Below are 21,257 nucleotides of genomic sequence, written 5' to 3' on the forward strand. Positions count from 1 at the left end.
CATACTGATGGCCCGGCGGGCGGACGACCCGGTCACCGGACCCACGTGTCATGAACCCGCGTCTGGCGGGCCGCCAGATTACTCACTGGTAGGGCCGGGATGCGAGGCCCGTGCGGAGAACTCTTCGGGAACGCGAGACAGCGGCGGCGGCCCGGCGGCTCCGCTGCCCGCGCCCGGGCTGCTCACCGCTCCTGCCCCGCGCCCTCGCCGTACCCGCTTCGCCCCCTCGCCGGTCGCGCACCGCGCCGTCGTCGTACGCGCACCGCGCCGACGCCCACCCCGGTCGGCCCCGAGCTGGGCGAATGGGGGAAAATCGGCGGCGGCGGCCGGTGCGGCCGCCCGGGGAGCAGGACGGCGCGGGTGCCGTCGGAAGCGAGGCGCAGGTGGCCGCAGCGGGAGCCGAGGGCGGGGCCCAGGCGGAAGCCGGGGCGGGAGGCCGGGCCGGCCAGCTGAAGAGCAGCGGCCTGCGGCACGGCTGGACGACGGGCGCCTGCGCCACCGCCGCCACGAAGGCCGCGTACACCGCGCTGCTCACCGGAGAGTTCCCGGACCCGGTGGTCATCACCCTGCCCAAGGGCCAGCAGCCCGCCTTCGCGCTCGCCGCCGAGGCACTGGGTGTCGGTGAGGCGCCGGGCGTCGGCGGGTCGAGCACCGCGCAGCCGAACGCGGTACCGCCGAGCACCGCGCAGCCGGACGCCGGACCGCTCGCCGCCGGCCCGGACGCCCGGGCGTACGCCATGGCCGGGGTGGTGAAGGACGCCGGCGACGACCCCGATGTCACCCACGGCGCGCTGATCCGTTCGACCGTGCGGGCCGGGAAGCCCGGCGCGGGGGTGGTGTTCCGGGCCGGTCCCGGGGTGGGGACGGTGACCAAGGCCGGTCTGCCGCTGCCGGTGGGCGAGCCCGCGATCAACCCGGTGCCCCGGCAGATGATCAGGGACGCCGTCGCCGAGGTGGCGGCCGAGCACGGCGGCAGCGGGGACGTGGTGGTCGAGATCTCCGTCGACCACGGAGCGGAGATCGCCCGCTCGACCTGGAACCCCCGGCTGGGCATCCTCGGCGGCCTGTCGATCCTGGGGACCACCGGGATCGTCGTCCCCTACTCCTGCTCGGCCTGGATCGACTCCATCCGCCGGGGTGTGGACGTGGCCCGGGCGGCGGGGCGTACGCACGTGGCGGGCTGCACGGGCTCGACCTCGGAGAAGGTCGCGGTCGCGGTGCACGGGCTGCCCGAGGACGCGCTGCTGGACATGGGCGACTTCGCCGGTGCCGTCCTCAAGTACCTGAAGCGCCACCCGGTTCCCCGGCTGACCATCGCCGGGGGCTTCGCCAAGCTGTCCAAGCTCGCGGCGGGCCATCTCGACCTGCACTCGGCGCGATCCCAGGTGGACAAGGGCTACCTGGCCGAACTGGCCCGGCGGGGAGGGGCGGACGAGGCGCTGGCGGAGGCGGTCGCGGCGGCCAACACCGGGTTGGAGGCGGTGCAGTTGTGCCGCGCGGCCGGGGTGCCGCTCGGGGATCTGGTCGCCGAGGCGGCCCGGGCGACGGCGCTGGGCGTGCTGCTGGGGTCGCCGGTCGCGGTGGACGTCATCTGCATCGACCGCGCGGGCACCGTCGTGGGCCGGGCGGAGCCGCTCGGGCCGTGACAATGTCACGACTGTCACGGGAGCGTGCCAGCATCACCTGGTGATGTGAAGATCTGACGGCCATACAGGGAAAGAATCGGACAAAAGGAGCGCCACGTCGCCGCCCGCGTCCATCGCCATCTCAACCATGAGATATCGTCTGGCGAGTGACAGGCGACTACCTCACCCGTATCGGCACCCTCATCCGCACCGCGCGCCAGCACCGTGGCTGGTCCCAGGCGCAGCTCGGAGAGGCACTCGGCACCAGCCAGAGCGCGGTCAACCGCATCGAACAGGGCAAGCAGAACGTCAGCCTTGAGATGATCGCCCGCATCGGCGAAGCCCTCGACAGCGAGATCGTCTCCCTCGGCTACTCCGGCCCGATGCACCTGCGGGTCGCCGGCGGCACCCGGCTCTCCGGCGCCATCGACGTCCGCAGCAGCAAGAACGCCTGCGTCGCGATCCTCTGCGCCTCGCTGCTGACGACCGGCCGCACCACGATCCGCAGCGTCGCCCGGATCGAGGAGGTCTACCGGATCCTCGAGGTGCTCACCAGCATCGGCGTCAAGAGCCGCTGGATCAACGAGGGCCGCGACCTCGAACTCACCCCGCCCGCCGAGCTGGACCTCGCCGCGATGGACGTCGAGGCCGCCCGCCGCACCCGCAGCGTGCTGATGTTCCTCGGCCCGCTGATGCACCGCGCCCAGCACTTCGCCATCCCCTACGCGGGCGGCTGCGACCTCGGCACCCGCACCGTCCAGCCGCACCTGACCGCGCTGCGCCGCTTCGGGCTGGAGGTCGCCACCACCGGCGGCGCCTACCACGCCTCGGTCCAGCCGGGCGCCCCGATGGACCGTCCGATCGTGCTGACCGAGCGCGGGGACACCGTCACCGAGAACGCCCTGCTGGCCGCCGCCCGGCACGACGGCGTGAGCGTCATCCGCAACGCCTCGCCCAACTACATGGTCCAGGACCTCTGCTTCTTCCTGGAGGAGCTGGGCGTCAGGATCGAGGGCATCGGCACCACCACCCTCACCGTGCACGGCGTCCCGGAGATCACCCGTGACGTCGACTACACCCCGGCCGAGGACCCGGTGGAGGCCATGAGCCTGCTCGCCGCCGCCGTCGTCACCTCCTCCGAGCTGACGATCCGCCGGGTGCCGATCGAGTTCCTGGAGATCGAGCTCGCCGTGCTGGAGGGCATGGGTCTCGACTACGACCGCACCCCCGAGTACCGGGCCCACAACGGCCACACCCGCCTGGTCGACCTCACCGTGCGCCCCTCCAAGCTGACCGCGCCGATCGACACCATCCACCCGATGCCGTTCCCCGGCATCAACATCGACAACGTGCCGTTCTTCGCCGCCATCGCGGCGGCCGCCCACGGCACCACGATGATCCACGACTGGGTGTACGACAACCGCGCGATCTACCTCACCGAGCTGACCCGCCTCGGTGCGGACGTCAAGCTCCTCGACCCGCACCGCGTCCTGGTCCAGGGCCCCACCCGCTGGCGCGCCGCCGAGATGATGTGCCCGCCGGCCCTGCGCCCGGCCGTCGTCATCCTCCTGGCGATGCTCGCCGCCCAGGGCACCTCGGTCCTGCGCAACGTCTACGTCATCAACCGCGGCTACGAGGACCTCGCCGAGCGCCTCAACTCCATCGGCGCCCGGATCGAGACCTTCCGCGACATCTGACCGTTCCCTGACGGCCCGTCATCCTCCCGGCCGGGCTCAGCCGTTGAGCCCGGTCAGCAGGACGGCCACGTCCAACCCGGTGTTCAGGTAGTCCACGAACACCGGGTTGTTCAGTGCCCAGGGGGACCGCCGCGCCCGGACCAGCCGGATCGCCTCGCCGGTGTCGTGGCCGAGGCCGACCAGCGCCTGCGCCACCACCAGTCCCGAACGGTTGTACCCCGAGTGGCAGCGCACCAGCGTCCGGCGGCCCCGGCGGACGGCCGCCGCCGTCAGCTCCGCCGCCTCCTGCACGGCCAGCAGCTGACCGGGGGAGAGCGGATCGTCGGGCACCTCGCGGACGACGTGCTCGACCCACGGCGCCGGCCCGTGCCCGGCTTGGGTGAAGAGGCTGACCACCAGCTCGAACTCGTCCCGGACGACGGCGGGTTCGAGTTCGCCGCCGGGCGGGGTGAAGTAGTGCCCGCCCATCCAGAGCCCGGGCACGATCTCGTTCCAGGGGGCCGACGGCCCGGGGGTGTCGCGTTCCTTCTGGCGGGTCCGCACCGCTGCTCCTCCCGGGCCGCCCCTCGGCGCTACTCGCCGGTGGTGCCGTCGAGGTGTTCGCGCAGGAGGTCGGCGTGGCCGTTGTGGCGGGCGTACTCCTCGATCATGTGGGTGATGATCCAGCGCAGCGAGAAGACCTCCTCGCCGTAGCGGCCCAGGACGTCCAACGACTCCGCGGCGGCGACGAGTTCCCGGGAGCGCTCGCACTCGCGGCGCCAGATCGCGAAGGCCTCGTCCGGGTCGGCGGTCTCGACGTCGAACTCGGCGAAGGAGCCGTCGGGGTTCTTCCAGAAGCCGGGCACGCCTTCGTCGTTGAGGACATTGCGGAACCAACTGCGTTCCACCTCGGCCAGGTGCCGGACCAGGCCGAGCAGGGAGAGCCCCGAGGGCTCCAGCACCCGGGAGCGGAGCTGCTCGGCCGTCAGGCCGGCGCACTTCATCGCCAGGGTGTCGCGCTGGTAGTCCAGGAAGCCTGCCAGGGTGGTGCGTTCGTCGGCGGTGCGGGGGGTCTCGGTGCGCTCGTCGTCGCTCATCGGCCCATCCTGTCGGGCGGTCGGCCGATCCGCGCGCCAATTTCCCCGGACCGCACTCAGCCCGGCAGCCCCAGCCAGCGCACCGCGCCCTCGACGTCGGGGACGACCGGCACGCCGTCCGGGACCGGCGGACGACGCACGATGACGACGGGCAGGCGGAGCTCGCGGGCGGCGGTCAGTTTGGGCGCGGTCGCCGCGCCGCCGCTGTCCTTGGTGACCAGCATGTCGATGCCCCGCTCGCGCAGCAGTGCCCGTTCCCCGTCGAGGGTGAACGGGCCCCGGTCCAGCAGGAGTTCGAAGGACGGTGGCAACGGGGGCTCGGGCGGGTCCACCGCGCGGGCGAGGAAGTGGACCCCGTCGAGGTGGGCGAACGCGGCGATGCCCTGCCGTCCCGTGGTGAGGAAGACCCGCTCCCCGCGGCGCGGCAGCTGTTCGGCCGCGGCGGCGAGCGAGGGGACGGGGAGCCAGCGGTCCCCGTCGACCGCGGTGAAGCCGGGGCGGCGCAGCACCAGCAGCGGTACGCCGGTGGCCGCCGCCGCGAGTGCGGCGTTCTGCGAGATCCCGGCGGCGAACGGGTGGGTGGCGTCGACGACGGCGTCCACCCGTTCGGCGCGCAGCCAGTCGGCCAGGCCCTCCGGGCCGCCGAAGCCGCCGATCCGCACCTGGCCGGCGGGCAGCCGGGGGTGGGCGACCCGGCCGGCCAGCGAGCTGGTGACCCGCAGGCCCGGCCGGCCGTCCAGGGCGGCGGCGAGCGTACGTCCCTCGGTCGTCCCGCCGAGGATGAGCAGGTGGCGCATCACGCCCCGCAGGGCTCGTGCGGGCGCTCGCGGTCCGCCGAGTAGAGGTGGCTGTCGCGGAAGTGCTCGGCGGCCAGCGTCCGGCCGACGATGATGACGGCGGTGCGGACCACGCCCGCCGCCTTGACCTGCTCGGCGATGTCGCCGACGGTGCCGCGCAGCACCAGCTCGTCCGGGCGGCTGGCCATCGCGACCACGGCGGCCGGGCAGTCGGCGCCGTAGTGCGGGAGCAGCTGCTCGACCACGTCGTCCACGTACCCGGCGGCCAGGTGCAGCACCAGCAGGGCGCCGCTGCGGCCGAGGGTGGCGAGGTCCTCGCCCTCGGGCATCGGGGTGGCGCGCTTGGAGATCCGGGTCAGGATGACGGTCTGGCCGACGGTCGGGACGGTCAGCTCCCGCTTCAGCGCGGCCGCGGCGGCGGCGAACGCGGGCACACCGGGGACCACCTCGTACGGGACACCGGCCGCGTCCAGGCGGCGCATCTGCTCGGCGACGGCGGAGAACACGGACGGGTCGCCGGAGTGCAGGCGGGCCACGTCCTGGCCGGCCTCGTGCGCGCGGACCAGCTCGGCGAGGATCTGGTCCAGGTTGAGCTGCGCGGTGTCGACCAGGCGGGCGCCGGGCGGGCACTCGTCCAGGAGCTCGCGCGGGACCAGGCTGCCGGCGAAGAGGCAGACCTCGGCGCGGGCCAGGACGCGCTGACCGCGCAGGGTGATCAGGTCGGCGGCGCCCGGGCCGGCTCCGATGAAGTAGACGGTCACGGGGTGTCCTCCTGAGGGGCGTCGGTCTTGAGGTCTTCGGGCTTGAGGTCTTCGGGTTTGACGGCGGACCACTGGGTGACCGGCATGGCCTGGCGCCACCCGGTGAAGCCGCCGACCGGGACGGCGTGGGCGACGGCGAGCTTGACGAGCTCGCCGCCGTGGCGCCGGTACCACTCGGTGAGCAGCGCCTCGGACTCCAGCGTCACGGTGTTGGCGACCAGCCGGCCGCCAGGGCGCAGCGCGGCCCAGCAACTGTCCAGCAGGCCGGGCGCGGTGAGTCCGCCACCGATGAACACGGCGTCGGGGGTGGGGAGTCCGGCGAGCCCGGCGGGCGCGGGGCCGGTCACCACGCGCAACCGGGGCACACCGAGCGCGGCGGCGTTGCGGGTGATCCGCCCGGCGCGCACCGGGTCGCGCTCGACGGCCACGGCCTGGCAGTCGCGGTGGGCGCGCAGCCACTCGATGGCGATCGAGCCGGACCCGCCGCCGACGTCCCAGAGCAGTTCGCCGGGGGAGGGGGCGAGCGTGCCGAGGGTGGCGGCGCGGACATGGCGCTTGGTGAGCTGGCCGTCGCTCTCGTAGGCGGCGTCGGGCAGGCCGGGGACGAGGGAGGTGCGGGGGCCGTCGCCGAGGTCCACGGCGATGACGTTCAGCGGGTCCCCGGGCGGGTGCGGCCAGTTCTCGGCGGTGCCGTCGAGCTTTCGTTCGGCCGGGCCGCCGAGTTGTTCCAGCACCCGCAGCCGGGCGGTGCCGTAACCGTGCGAGGCGAGCAGCGCGGCGACGGCGGCCGAGGTCGCGGCGTCGGCGCTGAGCACCAGCAGGCGCCGACCGGGGTGAAGGGCCAGGGCGAGGGTGTCCAGCGGGCGGCCGACCAGGCTGACCACCTCGGTGGCCTCCAACGGCCAGCCGAGCCGGGCGCAGGCGTAGGAGACGGAGGAGGGGTGCGGGAGGACGCGCAGCCGCTCGGCGCCGACCGTCTCGGCGAGGGTGCGGCCGATGCCGTAGAACATCGGGTCGCCGCTGGCCAGGACGGCGACGCGACGGTCGGCGTGGGCGGCGAACAGCCCGGGGACGGCCGGGCGCAGCGGGGACGGCCAGGGGACGCGCTCGGCGGTGACCTCGTCGGCGGGGAGCAGGTCCAGCTGGCGGGGGCCGCCGACGACGACCTCGGCGTCGCGCAGTGCGGCCCGGGAGGCGGCGGCGAGGCCGGGCCAGCCGTCGGCCCCGATCCCGACGACGGTGATCGGGGGTGGCAGCTCGGGCACCGGGTGGCTCCTCGTCGTTCGAATCGTGCGGTCGTGCGGATCTTGCGGTCTTTACCGGCCGGGGCAGCCTACCTGGCGGTATCCGGGCGGGTCCGGGCCGGATCACGGGGTGACGGACGGCGGCGGACAGATGACAGAGTTCAGCGAACAGATTTCAAACTCTGTTCGCTGAACTCTGTCATCTGTCATCTGTCATCTGTCGCCGGTCCGGTCCGGTCCGTCCAGTCCCCGGACCGGATCAACGCCGGCCGCTCGCGGAGCTGTGCCTCGGCGGTCGGCCCGGCGAGGTAGACCCAGGCGTCCCGGGGTTCGCCCGCCGCCGTCCGTACGGTCATCCGCCGCCGCACGTACAGCCCGGTCCCGTCCGCCCGGCACTCCTCCAGCATGTCCAGGGTCGCGAGGGCTCGGGCGTACGCGCCGGGGCGTACGGTGATCAGCTCGCCCACGATCCGGCGCCCGGGCGCGGCGTCGGGCACCGCGTACGGGAACCCCGGGCCCTCGTGCAGCGCGGCGCCGTCCAGCACCGCCGGGCGGATGTCCGCGCAGCGTCCGGCCAGGTGCACGGCGTGGTTGTGGCCGCCGCTGCGCAGGGTGCCGTAGACGAAGAACGGCAGGACCGCCGCGGCGCCGGATCCCGGGCCGGGCCCGGGCGCGGACACATACTCGGACACGGGTTCGACCTCCTCGTCGGGGCGCCCACGGTACGTCCTCCGGTCCGGTTCGTGATACCGACTGGCGCACCTGCCCGTCCATGCGCTCTCATGTCGAATGTCGGCCAGTACCGTCCAAGGGGGACACACATGACATCGCCCGCCTCCTCCCAACCGGCCCCCACCCCCACGACCGCCACTCCCACCACGCCCGCCACCCCCGTCGCGGCGCCCGTCACCATCACCAAGGGCACCCTCGCCACCCCCGCCTCACCGGCCCCACAGCCTCCGCAGGCCGACACCCGGCCCGCCCCCCGCCTGGGCGGCGCGGTCTGGCTGGCCCTCGCGGTGGTCTACGTGGTCTGGGGCTCGACCTACCTGGCGATCCGGATCGCGGTGGAGACGATGCCCTCCTTCCTCTCCGCCGCCGCGCGCTTCCTCACCGCGGGCCTCCTGCTGGCCGGCTACCTGCTGGTGCGCCGGGGTCCGGCCGGTCTGCGGGTGAGCCCGCGCCGGCTGGCTTCCGCCGCGCTGGTCGGCGTGCTGCTGCTGACTGGCGGCAACGGCCTGGTGGTCCTGGGCGAGACCTCGGTCCCGTCCGGTCTGGCCGCCCTGCTGGTGGCGGCCGTCCCGCTGTGGATGGTGGTGCTGACCGCGTTCGGCGGTGAGCGTCCGAAGCGGGCCGAACTCGCCGGGGTGCTGCTCGGCCTGGTCGGCCTCGGCGTGCTGTCGGCCCCGGCGATCGGCGGGTCCGTCCGGCCGCTCGGCGTGGTCCTGATCATCTGCGCCACGCTGCTCTGGGCGGTCGGCTCGTTCGCGAGCAAGAAGGTCCCGATGCCGACCGACGTGCTCGCCGCGAGCGCCTACCAGATGCTGGCCGGCGGCCTCTGCAACCTGCTGATCGGGCTGGTCCGCGGTGAGCAGCGCGGGCTGGACCTGGCGGCCGTCTCCGGCCGGTCCTGGCTCGCCCTGGTCTACCTGGTGCTGTTCGGCTCGCTGCTCGCCTTCACCGCGTACGCGTGGCTGCTGCGCGCCGCGCCGCTGACGCTCGTCGCCACGTACGCGTACGTGAACCCGGTGGTCGCGGTGCTGCTGGGCTGGCTGGTCCTGGCCGAGCCGCTGACCGGTCCGACGCTGGCGGGCGGGGCGATCGTGGTGGCGGGGGTCTGCCTGGTGGTGAGCGTCAGCCGGCGTCCGGGGAGGGCGGCATCCGCCCGTAGGTGAGCACGACGTTCCCGCGCTCGAAGACCCGGCTGTCGGTGAGGGTGAAGGCGAGGGGCGCGAAGTCCGCGGAGAACAGCGGGATGCCGGCCCCGAGGACCACCGGGTACTGCTTGATGACCAGCTCGTCGATCTCCGGCAGCAGCCGGCCCGCGAGGTCGGCGCCGCCGCAGAGCCAGATGCCGAGCCCCTCCTCCTGCTTCAGTCGGCGGACGACGTCCAGCGGGTCCTCGGCGGTGACCTCGACCGCGGGGTCCGGGCTGGTGCCGAGCGTGCGGGAGAAGACGATCTGGCGCAGGTGGGCGTAGGGGTTGGTGAGTCCGGCCGCCAACCCCGGCTCGTAGGTGCGGCGGCCCATCAGCACGGTGTCGAAGTGCTTGTTGGGGGCGTCCGCGAGGCCGAACGCGGCGCGGCCGAAGGTCGGGAGGGTCTCGGGGTACTCGCCGAAGACCACCGGGGCGAAGTCCTCGGTGACGTACGGATGGAAGAACTCGAAGCCACCGTCCGGGGCCGCGATGAAGCCGTCGATGCTGGCGCCGACGAAGTAGCTGAGCTTGCGCATGCAGGTCCTCGGGATCGGGGAACGGGGTCGGGACGCGGCGCGGGCCGGTTGGGCCTGCCCCGTGAACCACTACGACTATAGTACTTCACCTGTAGTGGTTGCCAGGGGGCGAGGCGTCGGGGTGCGTCGAATACGACGTCGGGCCCGGTCCGGCCCCGACGTCACAGGAGAGAGAATCGCCCCATGGTCCAGAACCCCGCCCGCCGTGCCGCCCTCGCCGACGCCGCCATCGAGGTCCTCGCCCGCGAGGGTGCCCGCGGCCTCACCTTCCGCGCGGTCGACGGGCAGGCCGGCGTCCCCAACGGCACCGCGTCCAACTACTTCGCCGGCCGGGACCACCTGCTCCACGAGACCGCCCGGCACATCCACCACCGGATCACCCCGGATCCGGCGATCCTCGACGAACTGCTGCGCGCGCCCCGGGACCGTGCCCTGGTCACGGCGCTGATGCACGAACTGATCCGCCGCATCACCGCCGACCGGCCCGGCTATCTGGCGATGCTCGAACTGCGGCTGGAGGCCACCCGCCGCCCCGACCTGCGGGCACAGCTCACCCGCACCATCCGGGACGATCTGGAGGCCAACATCGCCTACCACCTGGGGGAGGGTCTCCCCGGCGACCGGGAGACCGTGGTCGTGCTCTACCTCGCCATGACCGGGCTGATCCTCGAACACCTCACCCTGCCCGAGGTGTTGGGAGTCGACGGCCTCGCGGCGCTGATCGACACGATCGTCGCGCGGATCGTCCCCGCGGCCTGACCGGATCCGGCCCGCCCGCCTCGCGGCTACCGCCCGCTCTACAACTCCCCACCCGCCTCGCGGCCGACCCGCCGCCGGGCCGCCCCCGCGCTTCCGGCGCGCGGGGACGGTCCCGGCGCGCCGGGTCAGGAGACCGCGTCGGAGGGCCGGGCCGACAGGCGCGCGGGGGACTTCCCCGTCCACCAGTTGCCGGGCGCGGCCGGGTCGCGGCTGGTCCAGTACTCGATGATCGCGGTGGTGAACTCGGCCGCGGACAGCACGCCGTCGCCGTCGGTGTCGAGGTGGCGGAAGGCCTCCTCGGCGTCGTCGCGGTTGAGGCCGGCGAAGTGGCCTCGTTGGAAGACGAAGAACTCGCCGGCGTCGACGGTCCCGCTGCGGTCGGCGTCGGCGACGGCGAGGAAGGCCTCGGCGAGCGCGCCGAGGCTGTCGCGTGCCGCCGCAGGGTCGTCGGCGAGCGGGCCGGTCGAGGCGAGGAACTGCTCCCGGCTGATCGCCTCGGTGCCGGCGGGCAGGTGGGCGAGGTGCAGGTCGTGCCAGATCGTCAGGTAGGCGCGGACGATGACGGCCTCCGCCTCCGAGCCCTCCTGGTGGCCGAGCGAGCGGGCGACCGAGTGGCCCATCAGGACGTGGTCCCGCTCGGTGATCAGGCCGTCGCCGTCGGCGTCCAGGTGATCGAAGCCGTGATTGATCTTTGCGATGAGCAGGTCGTCCGACAATGTGCCTCCTTGGCTGACGATTCCGGGATTCCTACGTCACATCGCCTGCACGCTAACGCCTTGAGCCGCGCTCGCGCAGCAGAACGAAGGGCGAACGGAAGTGCCCGTTCGCCCTGGCGTCGTACGTCCCTTCGGTCCTTCAGTCCGTCTGGTGGTCGGACCAGACGTACGTCTCCGGCAGCAGGTCCCGCACGGGTACGGACCGCTGCCGCGCCCCCTGGCCGACGATGATCCGCACCTCGGGGAAGTAGTCGAACAGCGCCTGGCGGCAGCGCCCGCACGGCGGGATCACCCCGCGCTCCCGGTCGGCGACCGCCACGACGGTGGTGAGCTCGTACGCCCCCTGCCCGGCCGCCGCCCCGATCAGCACGAGCTCGGCGCACGGCCCGCCGGTGAAGTGGTAGGCGTTCAGGGCGGTGACGATCCGTCCGTCGGCGTTGCGTCCGGCCGCCGCCACGGTGTGGTTGTCGCCCCGCGCGTACTGCCGCACCACCGCGAGGGCGGCCTCGACGAGCTCTTCGTCCACGGGTGTCCGGTCGTCGGCGGGCTCGGTGGATGTCATCGCTGCACCTCTTCGATCGGATCTGTCGGGCTTCGATCATGAGTCGCCCGGCTCCGGTCACGCCAACCCTTTATGCGGCTCTGTTCACCCCGCAGCCCTCAGCCCTCAGCCCGGAGCCCGCCCCGCCCACCGTCAGTGCACCGCCGCCAGCAGCTCCCGGGTGTACTCGGTGTGCGGGGCGTCGAACAGTCGGTCCCGGTCGGTGGACTCGACCAGCCGGCCCCGGTGCATGACCGCCACCCGGTCGCAGAAGTGCCGGACCACCGCGAGGTCGTGCGACACGAACAGGAAGGCGACCCCGAGGCGTTCGCGCAGCTCCATCAGCAGGTTGAGCACCTGCGCCTGCACCGACACGTCGAGTGCCGAGACGGGCTCGTCCGCGATGATCAGGCGCGGCTGCGGGGCCAGGGCACGGGCGATGCCGATCCGCTGGCGCTGCCCGCCGGAGAACTCGTGCGGATAGCGGTCCAGGTGCCCGGTGTTCAGCCCGACCTGCTCCAGCAGTTCGGCCGAGCGCTCCCGCCGTTCGGCCGCGGTCAGCGGGGTGTGCAGGCGCAGCGGGGTGTCGAGGGTCTGCGCGACGGTGCGCCGCGGGTTGAGCGAGGCGTACGGGTCCTGGAAGACCAGCTGGATCTCGCGGCTGAGCCGGCGCCGCAGCTCCCGGTCGGGCCGGGTGGCGTCCTGCCCGTCGTACCGCACCCGTCCGCCGGTGGGCTGCTGCAGCCCGGCCAGGACCCGTGAGGTGGTGGACTTGCCGGAGCCGGACTCGCCGACCAGCCCGACCGTCTCACCGGGCGCGATCCGCAGGCCGACGCCCTCGACCGCCCGTACCGGCTCGGCACGCAGGCCGGGGAAGCGCCGTCGGCCGGGGAAGTGCACGGTGAGGTCGTCCACCTCCACCAGCCAGCGGTCGGGCCGCTCGGTGACCCTCGGCCGGAACACCCGCGTCGGTGACGGATCGTCGACTGTCGGCAGTGCGCTGCCCGGTACGGAGTCCAGCCGGAGCGCCGCCCCGACCAGCGCGCGGGTGTACGGTTCGCGCGGCGCGGACAGCAGCTCGGTGGTCGGCGCGGACTCGACCTCGACGCCGCCGCGCAGCACCAGGGTGCGGTCCGTGGTGCCGGCGACCACGCCCAGGTCATGGCTGACCAGCAGGACGGCGGTGCCGTGCTCGCGCTGCAACTCGCCCAGCAGGTCGAGGACTTGCCGCTGCACCCGGGCGTCCAGGGCGGTGGTCGGCTCGTCGGCGATCAGCAGTCGCGGTTCGTTCATCAGCGCCATCGCGATCATCACCCGCTGGCGCATCCCGCCCGAGAACTGGTGCGGGTAGTCGCGGACCCGGGATGCCGGGATGCCGACCCGGTCGAGCATCCCGGTCGCCCGCCGACGGGCCTCGGCGCGGCCCGTCCCGGGGTGGTGCAGCCGGTACATCTCGGCGAGTTGGGAGCCGACGCCGTGGAACGGGCTGAGCGAGGTGAGCGCGTCCTGGAAGACCAGTGCGGCCCGGCCGCCCCGTACCCCGCGCAGCGCGGACTCCTCGGCGCCGACCAACTCCTGTCCGTCCAGCCGGATCGAGCCGGTGACGGTGGTGGTGCGCGGGTCGTGCAGGCCGAGCACCGCGAGCCCGACGGTGGACTTCCCGGAGCCCGACTCGCCGACCAGGCCCAGGACTTCACCCGGGGCGAGGTCGAAGGAGAGCCCCTGGACGGCGGTCACCGGAGGGCAGCCGCGCGGGTCGGCGAAGGTGACGGTCAGGTCGCGCACGCTCAGCACGGAATCCGTGCGGCCGGTGGCGACACCCGGAACGGTGGACTTCATCGAACGACTCCCTCAGCTCAGCCGGACACGCGGGTCGAGCCAGGCCACCGCGAGGTCGGCCAGCGCGACGAACAGCACCACGAAGCAGGCGGCCAGCAGCACCGCGCCGACCACGGCGGGCAGGTCCTGCCCGGCGACGGCCTGCGCGGTGAACCGCCCGACCCCGTTCAGCCCGAACACCGTCTCGGTGATCACCGCCCCGCCGAGCAGTGCCCCGGCCTCCAGTCCGAGCAGCTGCACCAGCGGACCGGCGGCGCCGCGCGAGGTGTACTTGAGGTGGGCGCGGAGCCGCCCGAGGCCCTTGCCGCGGGCCGTGCGGACGTACTCCTCGTTCATCGTCTCCAGCAGCTGCGAGCGCGAAAGGCGGGCGAAGACGGCCGAGTTGACGAAGCCGAGGACGAGCCAGGGGAGCAGCATCCCGCCCGCCCAGGCGGCCGGGTCCTCCCCCGGCGGGGTGTAGGAGGGCAGCGGCAGCAGGCCGGTGGAGTAGACCAGCACCCACTGCGCGATGTAGCCGAGGAAGTAGATCTGCACGCTGGCACCGACCAGGGTGAAGCCGGACAGCAGCCGGTCCGTGCGCCGCCCGTGCCGCAGCGCGGAGACGAACCCGGTGCCGAGGCCGAGCACCAGCAGGACGGCCAGCGCCCCGGCGGTCAGCGAGAAGGTGACCGGCAGGTGTTCGGCCAGGGCCTCGCTGACGGGCTGGTGCAGCCGGTAGGAGTAGCCGAGGCAGGGCGCGGCGCAGTGGATGGTCGAGCCGTCCACGTCGTTGATGTCCCGTCCGGCGACGACGCCGACCAGGTAGTCGGTGTACTGGGCGGCGAGCGGCTGGTCCAGGCCCATGCTCTGGCGCACCGCCGCGATCTGGCCGGCGTCGCAGCGCGGACCGCAGGCGTCGCGGGCGGGGTCGGCGGGCGCGGCGTAGAAGAGGGCGAAGGCGGCGGCGGAGACCGCGACCAGGACGGCGAGGGCCTGGACGGTCCGTCGTAGGACGAAGGAGAGCATGGCCGATCCGGGGTCGACGTGGCTGGGAAGGGGGAGGGCAAGGGGGCCGAGGAGAGGCGAAGGGGGAGCGGGCCCGCTCCCGCCGACCGGCGGGAGGCGGAAGCGGGCCCCGCCACGGACGGCCTCAGGCCGTCAGGGCGTCACGGAGTCACGACTTCAGGTACAGCCACGCCAGCGAGACCGTCCCGTAGATCGGGTGGATGAACGACCCGCCGACGTTGCTGCCGCGCAGCTGGTTGACGGTCGGGTAGGCGAACGGCAGGACGGGCACGTCCTTCATCACCGTCTGCTCCAGCGCGTACAGCTCCTTGGCCTTGGCGCGCGGTTCGCCGATCTGATTGATCCGGTCGATCTCCTTGTCGACCTCCGGGTTCCGGTAGCGCGCCGAGTTGGTGTCGCTGCCGGCGCGGCCGTCGAAGGAGAACGGGACCAGGGTCGACGGCGTCGGCCAGTCGACGGAGGAGGTCTCCTCGAACAGGTCGTACGGGGAGTCGGCGCGGTGCACCTCGTCCAGGAAGGCCTTGGGGTCGACCGGCTTGGGCACGACGGTGATGCCGGCCTTGGCGAAGCCGTCGACCAGCACCTGGGCGACGCGCTGCCCGGTCGGCGTGTTCCGGTACGCGTAGGTGAGGCTGCCCGGTGCCTGCTTGGCCTTGGCCAGCTCGGCCTTGGCGGCGTCCGGGTCGCCCTCGGGCTTGACCGGGTAGAGGTCGTACTTCTGCCAGTCGATCAGCGCGGGCGAGCTGAGCGTGGTGGCCAGTTCGCCGGTCCGGGCGCCGCCCTGGACCTGGCGGGCCTGCTGGCGCGGGTAGGCCAGGTGCAGGGCCTTGCGGACCTCGACGTCGGGCACCCGCTCGTTGTTGATCATCAGCTGGGTGACGAAGGCGCCCTGCCGGCCGGAGACGACGAGCTCCTTGGCCTTCGGGTCGGTGTCGGCGGTCTGGTACAGCTCGGCGGAGAGGGTGTCGGAGGCGGTGGTGGCGTTGGCGCCGCCGTCACGTCCGGAGAGGATCTCCTGGTTGAGGTTGAGCGCCTCCTTGCCGTACGTGAAGACGAACTTCTCCGGGTACTGGCTGCGGATCGGGTCGGTCTCCGGCTTCCACGCGGGGTTGCGCTCCAGCACCATCCGGGTGTTCTGGACGTGCTCGACGATCCGGTACGGCCCGGTGGCGAACGGCAGCCGGTCGTACTCGGTCCCGGTGTCCTTGTCCCGGCGCACCGGCGAGGAGGAGGACTGCGCGGCCATGTACGGGACGTCGGCCTGCGGCTGCGGGAAGTGGAAGACGACGGTGCGCTCGTCGGGCGTCTCGATCGCGGCCAGGTCGCCGGCCTGCGGGCCCGGGTACTTGGCGACCGCCGCCTCGTAGCCGGCCTCGCCGGTGAGCCACTGCGGCCAGTACGGGGGGCCGACCTCGTAGCCCTTGCCGAAGGTGCGCTCGATGCCGTACTTGACGTCCTGGGAGGTGATCGGCTTGCCGTCCTCCCAAGCCACGCCCTGCTTGAGCTTGTACGTCCAGGTGCGTCCGCCGTCGGCCGGGGTGCCGGTGTCGGTGGCGAGGTCGCCGACCAGCTTGGCCTTGCCGTCCACGACCTGGTACTGCGTCAGCTGGCGGCCCCAGAGCAGCGAGGCGTTGTAGGTGGCGCCGGCGTAGACCTTCTGCGGGTCGAGGTGGCGGAACTCGACGCTGTTGTACACGTTCACCGTGCCGCCCGCGCGGGCGCCCGGGACGGCCGGGGCGGGGCCGGCGCTCTCCTGCTCGCTGCCGAGGACGGCGGTCAGCGGGGAGGTCTCCTTGGCGGCGGCTCCGGCCCCGGCGGAGCCGGTGCTGCCCGCGCCGGCCGAGCAGGAGGTCGCCAGCAGGGCGGTGGCGATGACGGCGAGGGACGGTCTGGTCCAGCGCATGGCGAATCTCTCCTCGCCCCGGCGGACTGCGCCGGGGAGGGCTCGGGGTGATGGATGGGGAAGGCGGATCGGTAGAGCGGCGGATCGGTGGAGCGGTGCGGCTCAGCGGGGGCCGGAGCGGGGGTCCAGCGCGTCCCGGACGGCGTCGCCGAGCAGGTTGAAGGCGATGACGAAGAGGAGCAGTGCCACGCCGGGGAAGACCAGGTACGTCGGGTCGGCCTGGAAGACCTCCGAGCCGCGCGAGATCATCCGCCCCCAGTCCGGGACGGGCTCGGTGATGCCCACGCCGAGGAAGGACAGCGCGGCTTCGGCGGCGACGAAGGTCGGCACGGCCATGGTGGCGTGCACCAGGAGCTGCGAGCGCACATTCGGCAGGAGTTCGTGGACGACGACATGGAACCGGCTCGCGCCCTGGGCGCGGGCGGACTGCACGAAATCCCTTTCCCGGAGCGAGCGGACGGTGGCCCGCAGGGAAAGCGCGAGCGGAATCCAGCCGAACGCGGAGAAAACCAGGATCAGCACCAGGAACTGCATCCACTCCGGTTCCGCGGCGCCCGGATCGACCAGCCGGGACTGGATGACCGGGCTCAGCGCGAGCAGCAGGAGCAGGGTCGGAAAGGCCAGCAGCACATTGGCGAGGAATCCGAACAGCCGGTCCGCGATTCCGCCGAGATAGCCGACCGCGACGCCGGCCAGGACGCCCAGCGCGGTGGTCACGGTGGCGGCGACGAAGGCGATCAGCAGCGAGGTGCGGATGCCGTACAGCAGCTGGGTGAACACGTCCCGGCCGAGGCCGGGCTCCAGGCCGAACCAGAAGTCGCCGGAGATGCCGCCGTTCGGCAGCATCGGCAGTCCGCTGTCGCTGAGCAGGCCCGGAGCGTTCTGGCCGTAGTGCTCGACCGGGTTCCTGCCGTACAGCGCGGCGATCAGCGGGGCCGCCGCGGCGAGCAGCAGGAACAGGGCCACGACGGTCAGCGCGGCGGCGCCGACCCGGTCCCGCAGGATCCTGCGGAGCAGGCCCGCGGCGGCGGCGGGCGCGGACCCGGGGGCGGGTTCGGGGGAGCGGCCGGGTACGGCCGTGGGGCCTGGGACTGTGTCGACCGCTGCCATGAGGCGTGACCCCCGAATTCTCCGCCGCCCCATGGGTGAGGGTGCGCTGGTGTGCATTTCCGGTACGGGCTCCGGGGGTTTCCCGGCGGCCCGTTCGAGCGCCATCAGATCGGATGCGTCCGAGGTTCCGCAAATCCCTTCGGCGACGCTTCGGGAAATTCCTTCGGAACTGTTTCGGGAAATGTGGCGGCTTCATTTCGCCGCAACACTGGCGTTGCAAAACAACGGACATACGCCATCAAAACGGGCAGGCCGTTCCGCATTCTGAGACCTCCGCCACAGTCCGTCCGATGTTGATACGATCCCGGTGGGCCGCGACTGGCGCGCAGGGATGGAATCAACCATCGGGAAGCGGCCTCGTGAAACCTCACGTCGAAGTTGCCGAGCGCCTGGGCCATCCGCATCCCCACCAGGAGACCGCCATGGCCCAGCAGCCCGATCCCTCGTTCCGGTTCCACACCGCCGCCGCCCCCGCCGCCGACACCGCCTTCCGCAGCGCCCTCGACGTGGTCGCCGGCGTCGAGCCGCGGATCGCCGCCGCCATCGGCCGGGAACTCGCCGACCAGCGCGCCTCGCTCAAGCTGATCGCCAGCGAGAACTACGCCTCCCCGGCCGTCCTCCTCGCCATGGGCAACTGGCTCAGCGACAAGTACGCCGAGGGCACCGTCGGCCGCCGCTTCTACGCGGGCTGCCGCAACGTCGACACCGTCGAGGCGATCGCCGCCGAGCACGCCCGCGAACTGTTCGGCGCCGACCACGCCTACGTCCAGCCGCACTCCGGCATCGACGCCAACCTCACCGCCTTCTGGGCCGTCCTCTCCCAGCGGGTCGAGAGCCCGGCCCTGCGGCAGGCGCAGGTCCGCAACGTCAACGACCTGACCGAGGAGGACTGGGCGCGGCTGCGCCAGGAGCTGGGCAACCAGCGGATGCTCGGCATGTCCCTGGACACCGGCGGCCACCTCACCCACGGCTTCCGCCCCAACATCTCAGGCAAGATGTTCGAGCAGCGCAGCTACGGCACCGACCCGGTCACCGGCCTGATCGACTACGACGCGCTGCGCGAGACCGCCCGCGAGTTCCGCCCGCTGATCATCGTCGCCGGCTACTCCGCGTACCCCCGGCTGGTGAACTTCCGCACGATGCGCGAGATCGCGGACGAGGTCGGCGCGACCCTCATGGTCGACATGGCGCACTTCGCCGGCCTGGTCGCGGGCAAGGTGCTGACCGGCGACCACGACCCCGTGCCGCACGCCCACATCGTCACCACGACCACCCACAAGTCCCTGCGCGGCCCGCGCGGCGGCATGGTGCTGTGCACCTCCGAGCTGGCCGAGCATGTCGACCGCGGCTGCCCACTGGTGCTCGGCGGCCCGCTCTCGCACGTCATGGCCGCCAAGGCGGTCGCCCTCGCCGAGGCCCGCCGCCCCGAGTTCCAGGCCTACGCCCACGCCGTCGTCGACAACGCCCGGGCCCTCGCCGAGGGCCTGCTGCGCCGCGGCGGCACGCTGGTCACCGGCGGCACCGACAACCACCTCGTGCTCGCCGACGTCTCCGGCTACGGCCTGACCGGCCGCCAGGCCGAGGCGGCGCTGCTCGACTCCGGCATCGTCACCAACCGCAACTCCGTCCCGCAGGACCCGAACGGCGCCTGGTACACCTCCGGCATCCGCCTCGGCACCCCGGCCCTCACCACCCGCGGCCTCGGCACCGCCGAGATGGACGAGATCGCCGAGCTGATCGACACCGTGCTGCGCGCCACCACCCCGGCCACCACGGCCGCCGGCGCCCCGTCCAAGGCCAACCACACCCTCGACGCGGCCCTCCGCGACGCCACCGCCAAGCGCGCCGCCGACCTCCTCGCCCCCTACCCGCTCTACCCGGGCGTCGACCTCGTCTGACCCGGCCCCAGGCACCCAGGCGCCAGGCCCACGAGGCACCCGGAACGCGGGGCCGCCGGAGGATCCTCCGGCGGCCCCGCGCTGTTCCGTTCCCGCGCTGCCCCTGACCTCGCGCCGTTCCCGGCTGGTCAGTACTGCAGCGACTTGTACCGGAGGAACTCCTCCAGTCCGTGCCGGCCCAGCTCGCGGCCGAGGCCGGAGTCTTTGTAGCCGCCGAAGGGGGCGAGGGGGTTGAAGCGGCCGCCGTTGAGGTCGACCTGGCCGGTGTCGAGGCGGCGGGCGAAGGCCGCGGCGGTGTCGGTGTCGCGGGCCCAGACGCCGCCGGCCAGGCCGTACGGGGTGCCGTTGGCGAGTTCGACGGCGTGGTCCTCGTCGCGGTAGGCGAGGATCACCAGGACGGGACCGAAGACCTCCTCCTGGGCGATGGTCATCTCCGGTGTCACGTCGGCGAGTACGGTCGGGCGGACGTAGAAGCCGGTGGGCAGTTCGGCGACGGGCTCGGAGCCGCCGACGACGAGCCGGGCGCCCTCGGCCAGCGCGCCGTCGATGTAGCCGCGCACCCGGGCCAGTTGCTTGGCGTTGACCACCGGGCCGATCCGGGTCTGCGGGTCGGCCGGGTCGCCCGGGACGTACTGGGCGGCGGCCTTGGCGGCCCGGGTGACCGCCTCCTCGTACTGGTCCTCGTGCACCAGCAGCCGGGTCCAGGCGCTGCAGGTCTGGCCGGAGTTGGCGAACACGTTCGCGACGTTCGCCTTGACGGCACGGGTGATGTTGGAGCCGGGCAGCACCACGTTGGCGGACTTGCCGCCCAGCTCCAGGGCGATCCGCTTGAGGGTCCGGCCGGCCGTCTCGGCGACCTGCCGGCCGACGGCGGTGGAGCCGGTGAAGGAGACCACGTCCACGCCGGGGTGGGCGACGAGTGCCGCGCCCGCGAGCTCACCGGTGCCGGTCACCAGGTTGAACACCCCTGCCGGGAAGCCGGCTTCGTGCACCAGCCGGGCGAACAGCCGGGCCACCAGCGGGGTGTCCTCGGCGGGCTTGAGGACCACCGGGCAGCCGGCCGCCAGGGCCGGGACGACCTTGGCCACGATCTGGTGCAGCGGGTAGTTCCACGGCGTGATCGCCGCGACCACCCCGGCCGGACCGGCGTGCACCACCGAGTTGCCGATCCGCTCCTCGAAGGGGTGGTCGGCGAGCAGGGTGAGGTAGGAGGTGGTGACGGTCAGCGGCAGCCCGGCGTGCACGGCCGCGCTGAAGCCGACCGGGGCGCCGAGTTCGGCGACCACCGTCTCGGTGATCTCGCTCTGCGCGGCGGCGAGCCCGTCCCGCAGCCGGGTCAGCAGGTCCAGCCGCTCCTCGCGGGTGGTGGCGCCCCAGCTCCCGGCGGCCCGGCGGGCCGCCGTCACCGCCGCGTCGACGTCGACGGTCCCGCCGGCCGGCACCGTGGCGAGCACCTGTTCGGTCGCCGGGTTCAGCACGGTGATCGAGCCGGGGTCCCCGGAGGTCCGCCAGGAGCCGTCGATGTACTGGTCGCTGTACTCCGCGTACTGCTGCACCGGTTGTCCTCTCACATCTGCTCAGCCGCTTGACTAACAGCGCTAGTCGGAGGCCAGTCAAAACGGCCCGGGCGGCCGTGCGCAAGAGCCAATCCGGCCCGGCGGACGGGCCGGTGACGCGGAGAGGCCCCGGGGGCGGACCGCACGGTGAACTCGTCGGAGCGCCCCACGGACGGCCCCACGAACGGCCCGACGGACGCCTCGACGGCCGGGCCCGGACGGCAACGCCGAAGGGCCGGTCGGTACTCCCGGAACACAGGGAGTACCGACCGGCCC

Annotated in this window: 19 protein-coding genes and 1 riboswitch; of the genes, 5 read left to right on the plus strand and 14 right to left on the minus strand. The window is 73.2% G+C overall.

The features are described 5' to 3' along the window. Positions 1 to 302 precede the first annotated feature (302 nt). Complete coding sequence (locus ACFQ6N_RS06520; RefSeq protein WP_380647330.1) at positions 303 to 1,646, plus strand: cobalt-precorrin-5B (C(1))-methyltransferase; 1,344 nt, start codon at positions 303 to 305, stop codon at positions 1,644 to 1,646. A 146-nt stretch (positions 1,647 to 1,792) separates the two neighbouring features. Further along, positions 1,793 to 3,322, plus strand: a complete 1,530-nt coding sequence (locus ACFQ6N_RS06525) for a UDP-N-acetylglucosamine 1-carboxyvinyltransferase (protein ID WP_380647331.1) — start codon at positions 1,793 to 1,795, stop codon at positions 3,320 to 3,322. Between the two features lie 36 nt (positions 3,323 to 3,358). Here ACFQ6N_RS06525 and ACFQ6N_RS06530 read toward each other — a convergent pair whose 3' ends face one another. From ACFQ6N_RS06530 to ACFQ6N_RS06555, 6 genes are all read right to left on the minus strand, one after another. Then, positions 3,359 to 3,865: a protein phosphatase gene (locus ACFQ6N_RS06530; RefSeq protein WP_380647332.1), complete on the minus strand. Its 507-nt coding sequence runs from the start codon at positions 3,863 to 3,865 to the stop codon at positions 3,359 to 3,361. Between the two features lie 29 nt (positions 3,866 to 3,894). Next, on the minus strand, positions 3,895 to 4,398 hold the full coding sequence (locus ACFQ6N_RS06535) for a DinB family protein (RefSeq protein WP_380647333.1): 504 nt from the start codon (positions 4,396 to 4,398) through the stop codon (positions 3,895 to 3,897). A 56-nt stretch (positions 4,399 to 4,454) separates the two neighbouring features. Beyond that, positions 4,455 to 5,195, minus strand: a complete 741-nt coding sequence (locus ACFQ6N_RS06540) for a cobalt-precorrin-6A reductase (protein ID WP_380647358.1) — start codon at positions 5,193 to 5,195, stop codon at positions 4,455 to 4,457. Further along, positions 5,195 to 5,956: a precorrin-4 C(11)-methyltransferase gene (gene cobM, locus ACFQ6N_RS06545; protein ID WP_380647334.1), complete on the minus strand. Its 762-nt coding sequence runs from the start codon at positions 5,954 to 5,956 to the stop codon at positions 5,195 to 5,197. The genes ACFQ6N_RS06540 and cobM overlap by 1 nt, the downstream gene beginning before the upstream one ends. Continuing rightward, the gene (cbiE, locus tag ACFQ6N_RS06550) at positions 5,953 to 7,221 is read right to left on the minus strand and encodes a precorrin-6y C5,15-methyltransferase (decarboxylating) subunit CbiE (RefSeq protein WP_380647336.1); all 1,269 of its coding nucleotides are present in this window, start codon (positions 7,219 to 7,221) and stop codon (positions 5,953 to 5,955) included. The genes cobM and cbiE overlap by 4 nt, the downstream gene beginning before the upstream one ends. 185 nt (positions 7,222 to 7,406) lie before the next feature. Further along, on the minus strand, positions 7,407 to 7,892 hold the full coding sequence (locus tag ACFQ6N_RS06555) for a gamma-glutamylcyclotransferase family protein (protein ID WP_380647337.1): 486 nt from the start codon (positions 7,890 to 7,892) through the stop codon (positions 7,407 to 7,409). A gap of 129 nt (positions 7,893 to 8,021) precedes the next feature. Here ACFQ6N_RS06555 and ACFQ6N_RS06560 point away from each other — a divergent pair, with 129 nt between their 5' ends. Then, positions 8,022 to 9,095, plus strand: coding sequence for an EamA family transporter (locus ACFQ6N_RS06560; protein ID WP_380647338.1), 1,074 nt, complete (start codon positions 8,022 to 8,024; stop codon positions 9,093 to 9,095). On the opposite strand, the gene ACFQ6N_RS06565 is transcribed toward ACFQ6N_RS06560, so the two are convergent. Further along, positions 9,055 to 9,654, minus strand: a complete 600-nt coding sequence (locus ACFQ6N_RS06565; RefSeq protein ID WP_380647339.1) for a dihydrofolate reductase family protein — start codon at positions 9,652 to 9,654, stop codon at positions 9,055 to 9,057. The two genes, ACFQ6N_RS06560 and ACFQ6N_RS06565, sit on opposite strands and share 41 nt — an antisense overlap. Positions 9,655 to 9,837: 183 nt before the next feature. Here ACFQ6N_RS06565 and ACFQ6N_RS06570 point away from each other — a divergent pair, with 183 nt between their 5' ends. Continuing rightward, positions 9,838 to 10,413, plus strand: coding sequence for a TetR/AcrR family transcriptional regulator (locus tag ACFQ6N_RS06570; RefSeq protein ID WP_380647340.1), 576 nt, complete (start codon positions 9,838 to 9,840; stop codon positions 10,411 to 10,413). Positions 10,414 to 10,538: 125 nt separating this feature from the next. Here ACFQ6N_RS06570 and ACFQ6N_RS06575 read toward each other — a convergent pair whose 3' ends face one another. From ACFQ6N_RS06575 to ACFQ6N_RS06600, 6 genes are all read right to left on the minus strand, one after another. Continuing rightward, positions 10,539 to 11,129: an EF-hand domain-containing protein gene (locus ACFQ6N_RS06575; protein WP_380647341.1), complete on the minus strand. Its 591-nt coding sequence runs from the start codon at positions 11,127 to 11,129 to the stop codon at positions 10,539 to 10,541. A 139-nt stretch (positions 11,130 to 11,268) separates the two neighbouring features. Then, entirely contained in the window at positions 11,269 to 11,691 is a 423-nt protein-coding gene (locus ACFQ6N_RS06580) for a cytidine deaminase family protein (RefSeq protein WP_380647342.1), read from the minus strand. Between the two features lie 132 nt (positions 11,692 to 11,823). Further along, positions 11,824 to 13,509, minus strand: a complete 1,686-nt coding sequence (locus ACFQ6N_RS06585; protein ID WP_380647343.1) for a dipeptide ABC transporter ATP-binding protein — start codon at positions 13,507 to 13,509, stop codon at positions 11,824 to 11,826. A 12-nt stretch (positions 13,510 to 13,521) separates the two neighbouring features. Next, a complete protein-coding gene (locus tag ACFQ6N_RS06590; RefSeq protein ID WP_380647344.1) occupies positions 13,522 to 14,514 on the minus strand; it encodes an ABC transporter permease in 993 nt (330 codons plus the stop codon). A gap of 148 nt (positions 14,515 to 14,662) precedes the next feature. Further along, positions 14,663 to 16,417, minus strand: coding sequence for an ABC transporter substrate-binding protein (locus ACFQ6N_RS06595; RefSeq protein ID WP_380647345.1), 1,755 nt, complete (start codon positions 16,415 to 16,417; stop codon positions 14,663 to 14,665). 102 nt (positions 16,418 to 16,519) lie between these two features. Next, positions 16,520 to 17,527, minus strand: coding sequence for an ABC transporter permease (locus ACFQ6N_RS06600; protein WP_380647346.1), 1,008 nt, complete (start codon positions 17,525 to 17,527; stop codon positions 16,520 to 16,522). Positions 17,528 to 17,831: 304 nt separating this feature from the next. Beyond that, a riboswitch (ZMP/ZTP riboswitch) is annotated at positions 17,832 to 17,929 on the plus strand. Positions 17,930 to 17,949: 20 nt separating this feature from the next. Between ACFQ6N_RS06600 and ACFQ6N_RS06605 the strand changes: the two genes are divergently transcribed. Then, positions 17,950 to 19,425, plus strand: coding sequence for a glycine hydroxymethyltransferase (locus ACFQ6N_RS06605; protein WP_380647347.1), 1,476 nt, complete (start codon positions 17,950 to 17,952; stop codon positions 19,423 to 19,425). A gap of 128 nt (positions 19,426 to 19,553) precedes the next feature. On the opposite strand, the gene ACFQ6N_RS06610 is transcribed toward ACFQ6N_RS06605, so the two are convergent. Continuing rightward, positions 19,554 to 20,981, minus strand: a complete 1,428-nt coding sequence (locus tag ACFQ6N_RS06610; protein WP_380647348.1) for an aldehyde dehydrogenase family protein — start codon at positions 20,979 to 20,981, stop codon at positions 19,554 to 19,556. Positions 20,982 to 21,257: the final 276 nt, after the last annotated feature.

Origin of the sequence: Kitasatospora sp. NPDC056446, from assembly GCF_042796115.1 — a bacterium.
Lineage (GTDB): Bacteria > Actinomycetota > Actinomycetes > Streptomycetales > Streptomycetaceae > Kitasatospora.

Bases quoted from the DNA above. Each gene is read 5' to 3' on its own strand.
- ACFQ6N_RS06540 (WP_380647358.1), bottom strand. From the start codon at position 5,195: ATGCGCCACCTGCTCATCCTCGGCGGGACGACCGAGGGACGTACGCTC.
- ACFQ6N_RS06565 (WP_380647339.1), bottom strand. From the start codon at position 9,654: ATGCGCAAGCTCAGCTACTTCGTCGGCGCCAGCATCGACGGCTTCATC.
- ACFQ6N_RS06600 (WP_380647346.1), bottom strand. From the start codon at position 17,527: ATGGCAGCGGTCGACACAGTCCCAGGCCCCACGGCCGTACCCGGCCGC.
- ACFQ6N_RS06580 (WP_380647342.1), bottom strand. From the start codon at position 11,691: ATGACATCCACCGAGCCCGCCGACGACCGGACACCCGTGGACGAAGAG.
- ACFQ6N_RS06585 (WP_380647343.1), bottom strand. From the start codon at position 13,509: ATGAAGTCCACCGTTCCGGGTGTCGCCACCGGCCGCACGGATTCCGTG.
- ACFQ6N_RS06520 (WP_380647330.1), top strand. From the start codon at position 303: ATGGGGGAAAATCGGCGGCGGCGGCCGGTGCGGCCGCCCGGGGAGCAG.
- ACFQ6N_RS06605 (WP_380647347.1), top strand. From the start codon at position 17,950: ATGGCCCAGCAGCCCGATCCCTCGTTCCGGTTCCACACCGCCGCCGCC.
- ACFQ6N_RS06560 (WP_380647338.1), top strand. From the start codon at position 8,022: ATGACATCGCCCGCCTCCTCCCAACCGGCCCCCACCCCCACGACCGCC.
- ACFQ6N_RS06595 (WP_380647345.1), bottom strand. From the start codon at position 16,417: ATGCGCTGGACCAGACCGTCCCTCGCCGTCATCGCCACCGCCCTGCTG.
- ACFQ6N_RS06570 (WP_380647340.1), top strand. From the start codon at position 9,838: ATGGTCCAGAACCCCGCCCGCCGTGCCGCCCTCGCCGACGCCGCCATC.
- ACFQ6N_RS06590 (WP_380647344.1), bottom strand. From the start codon at position 14,514: ATGCTCTCCTTCGTCCTACGACGGACCGTCCAGGCCCTCGCCGTCCTG.
- ACFQ6N_RS06535 (WP_380647333.1), bottom strand. From the start codon at position 4,398: ATGAGCGACGACGAGCGCACCGAGACCCCCCGCACCGCCGACGAACGC.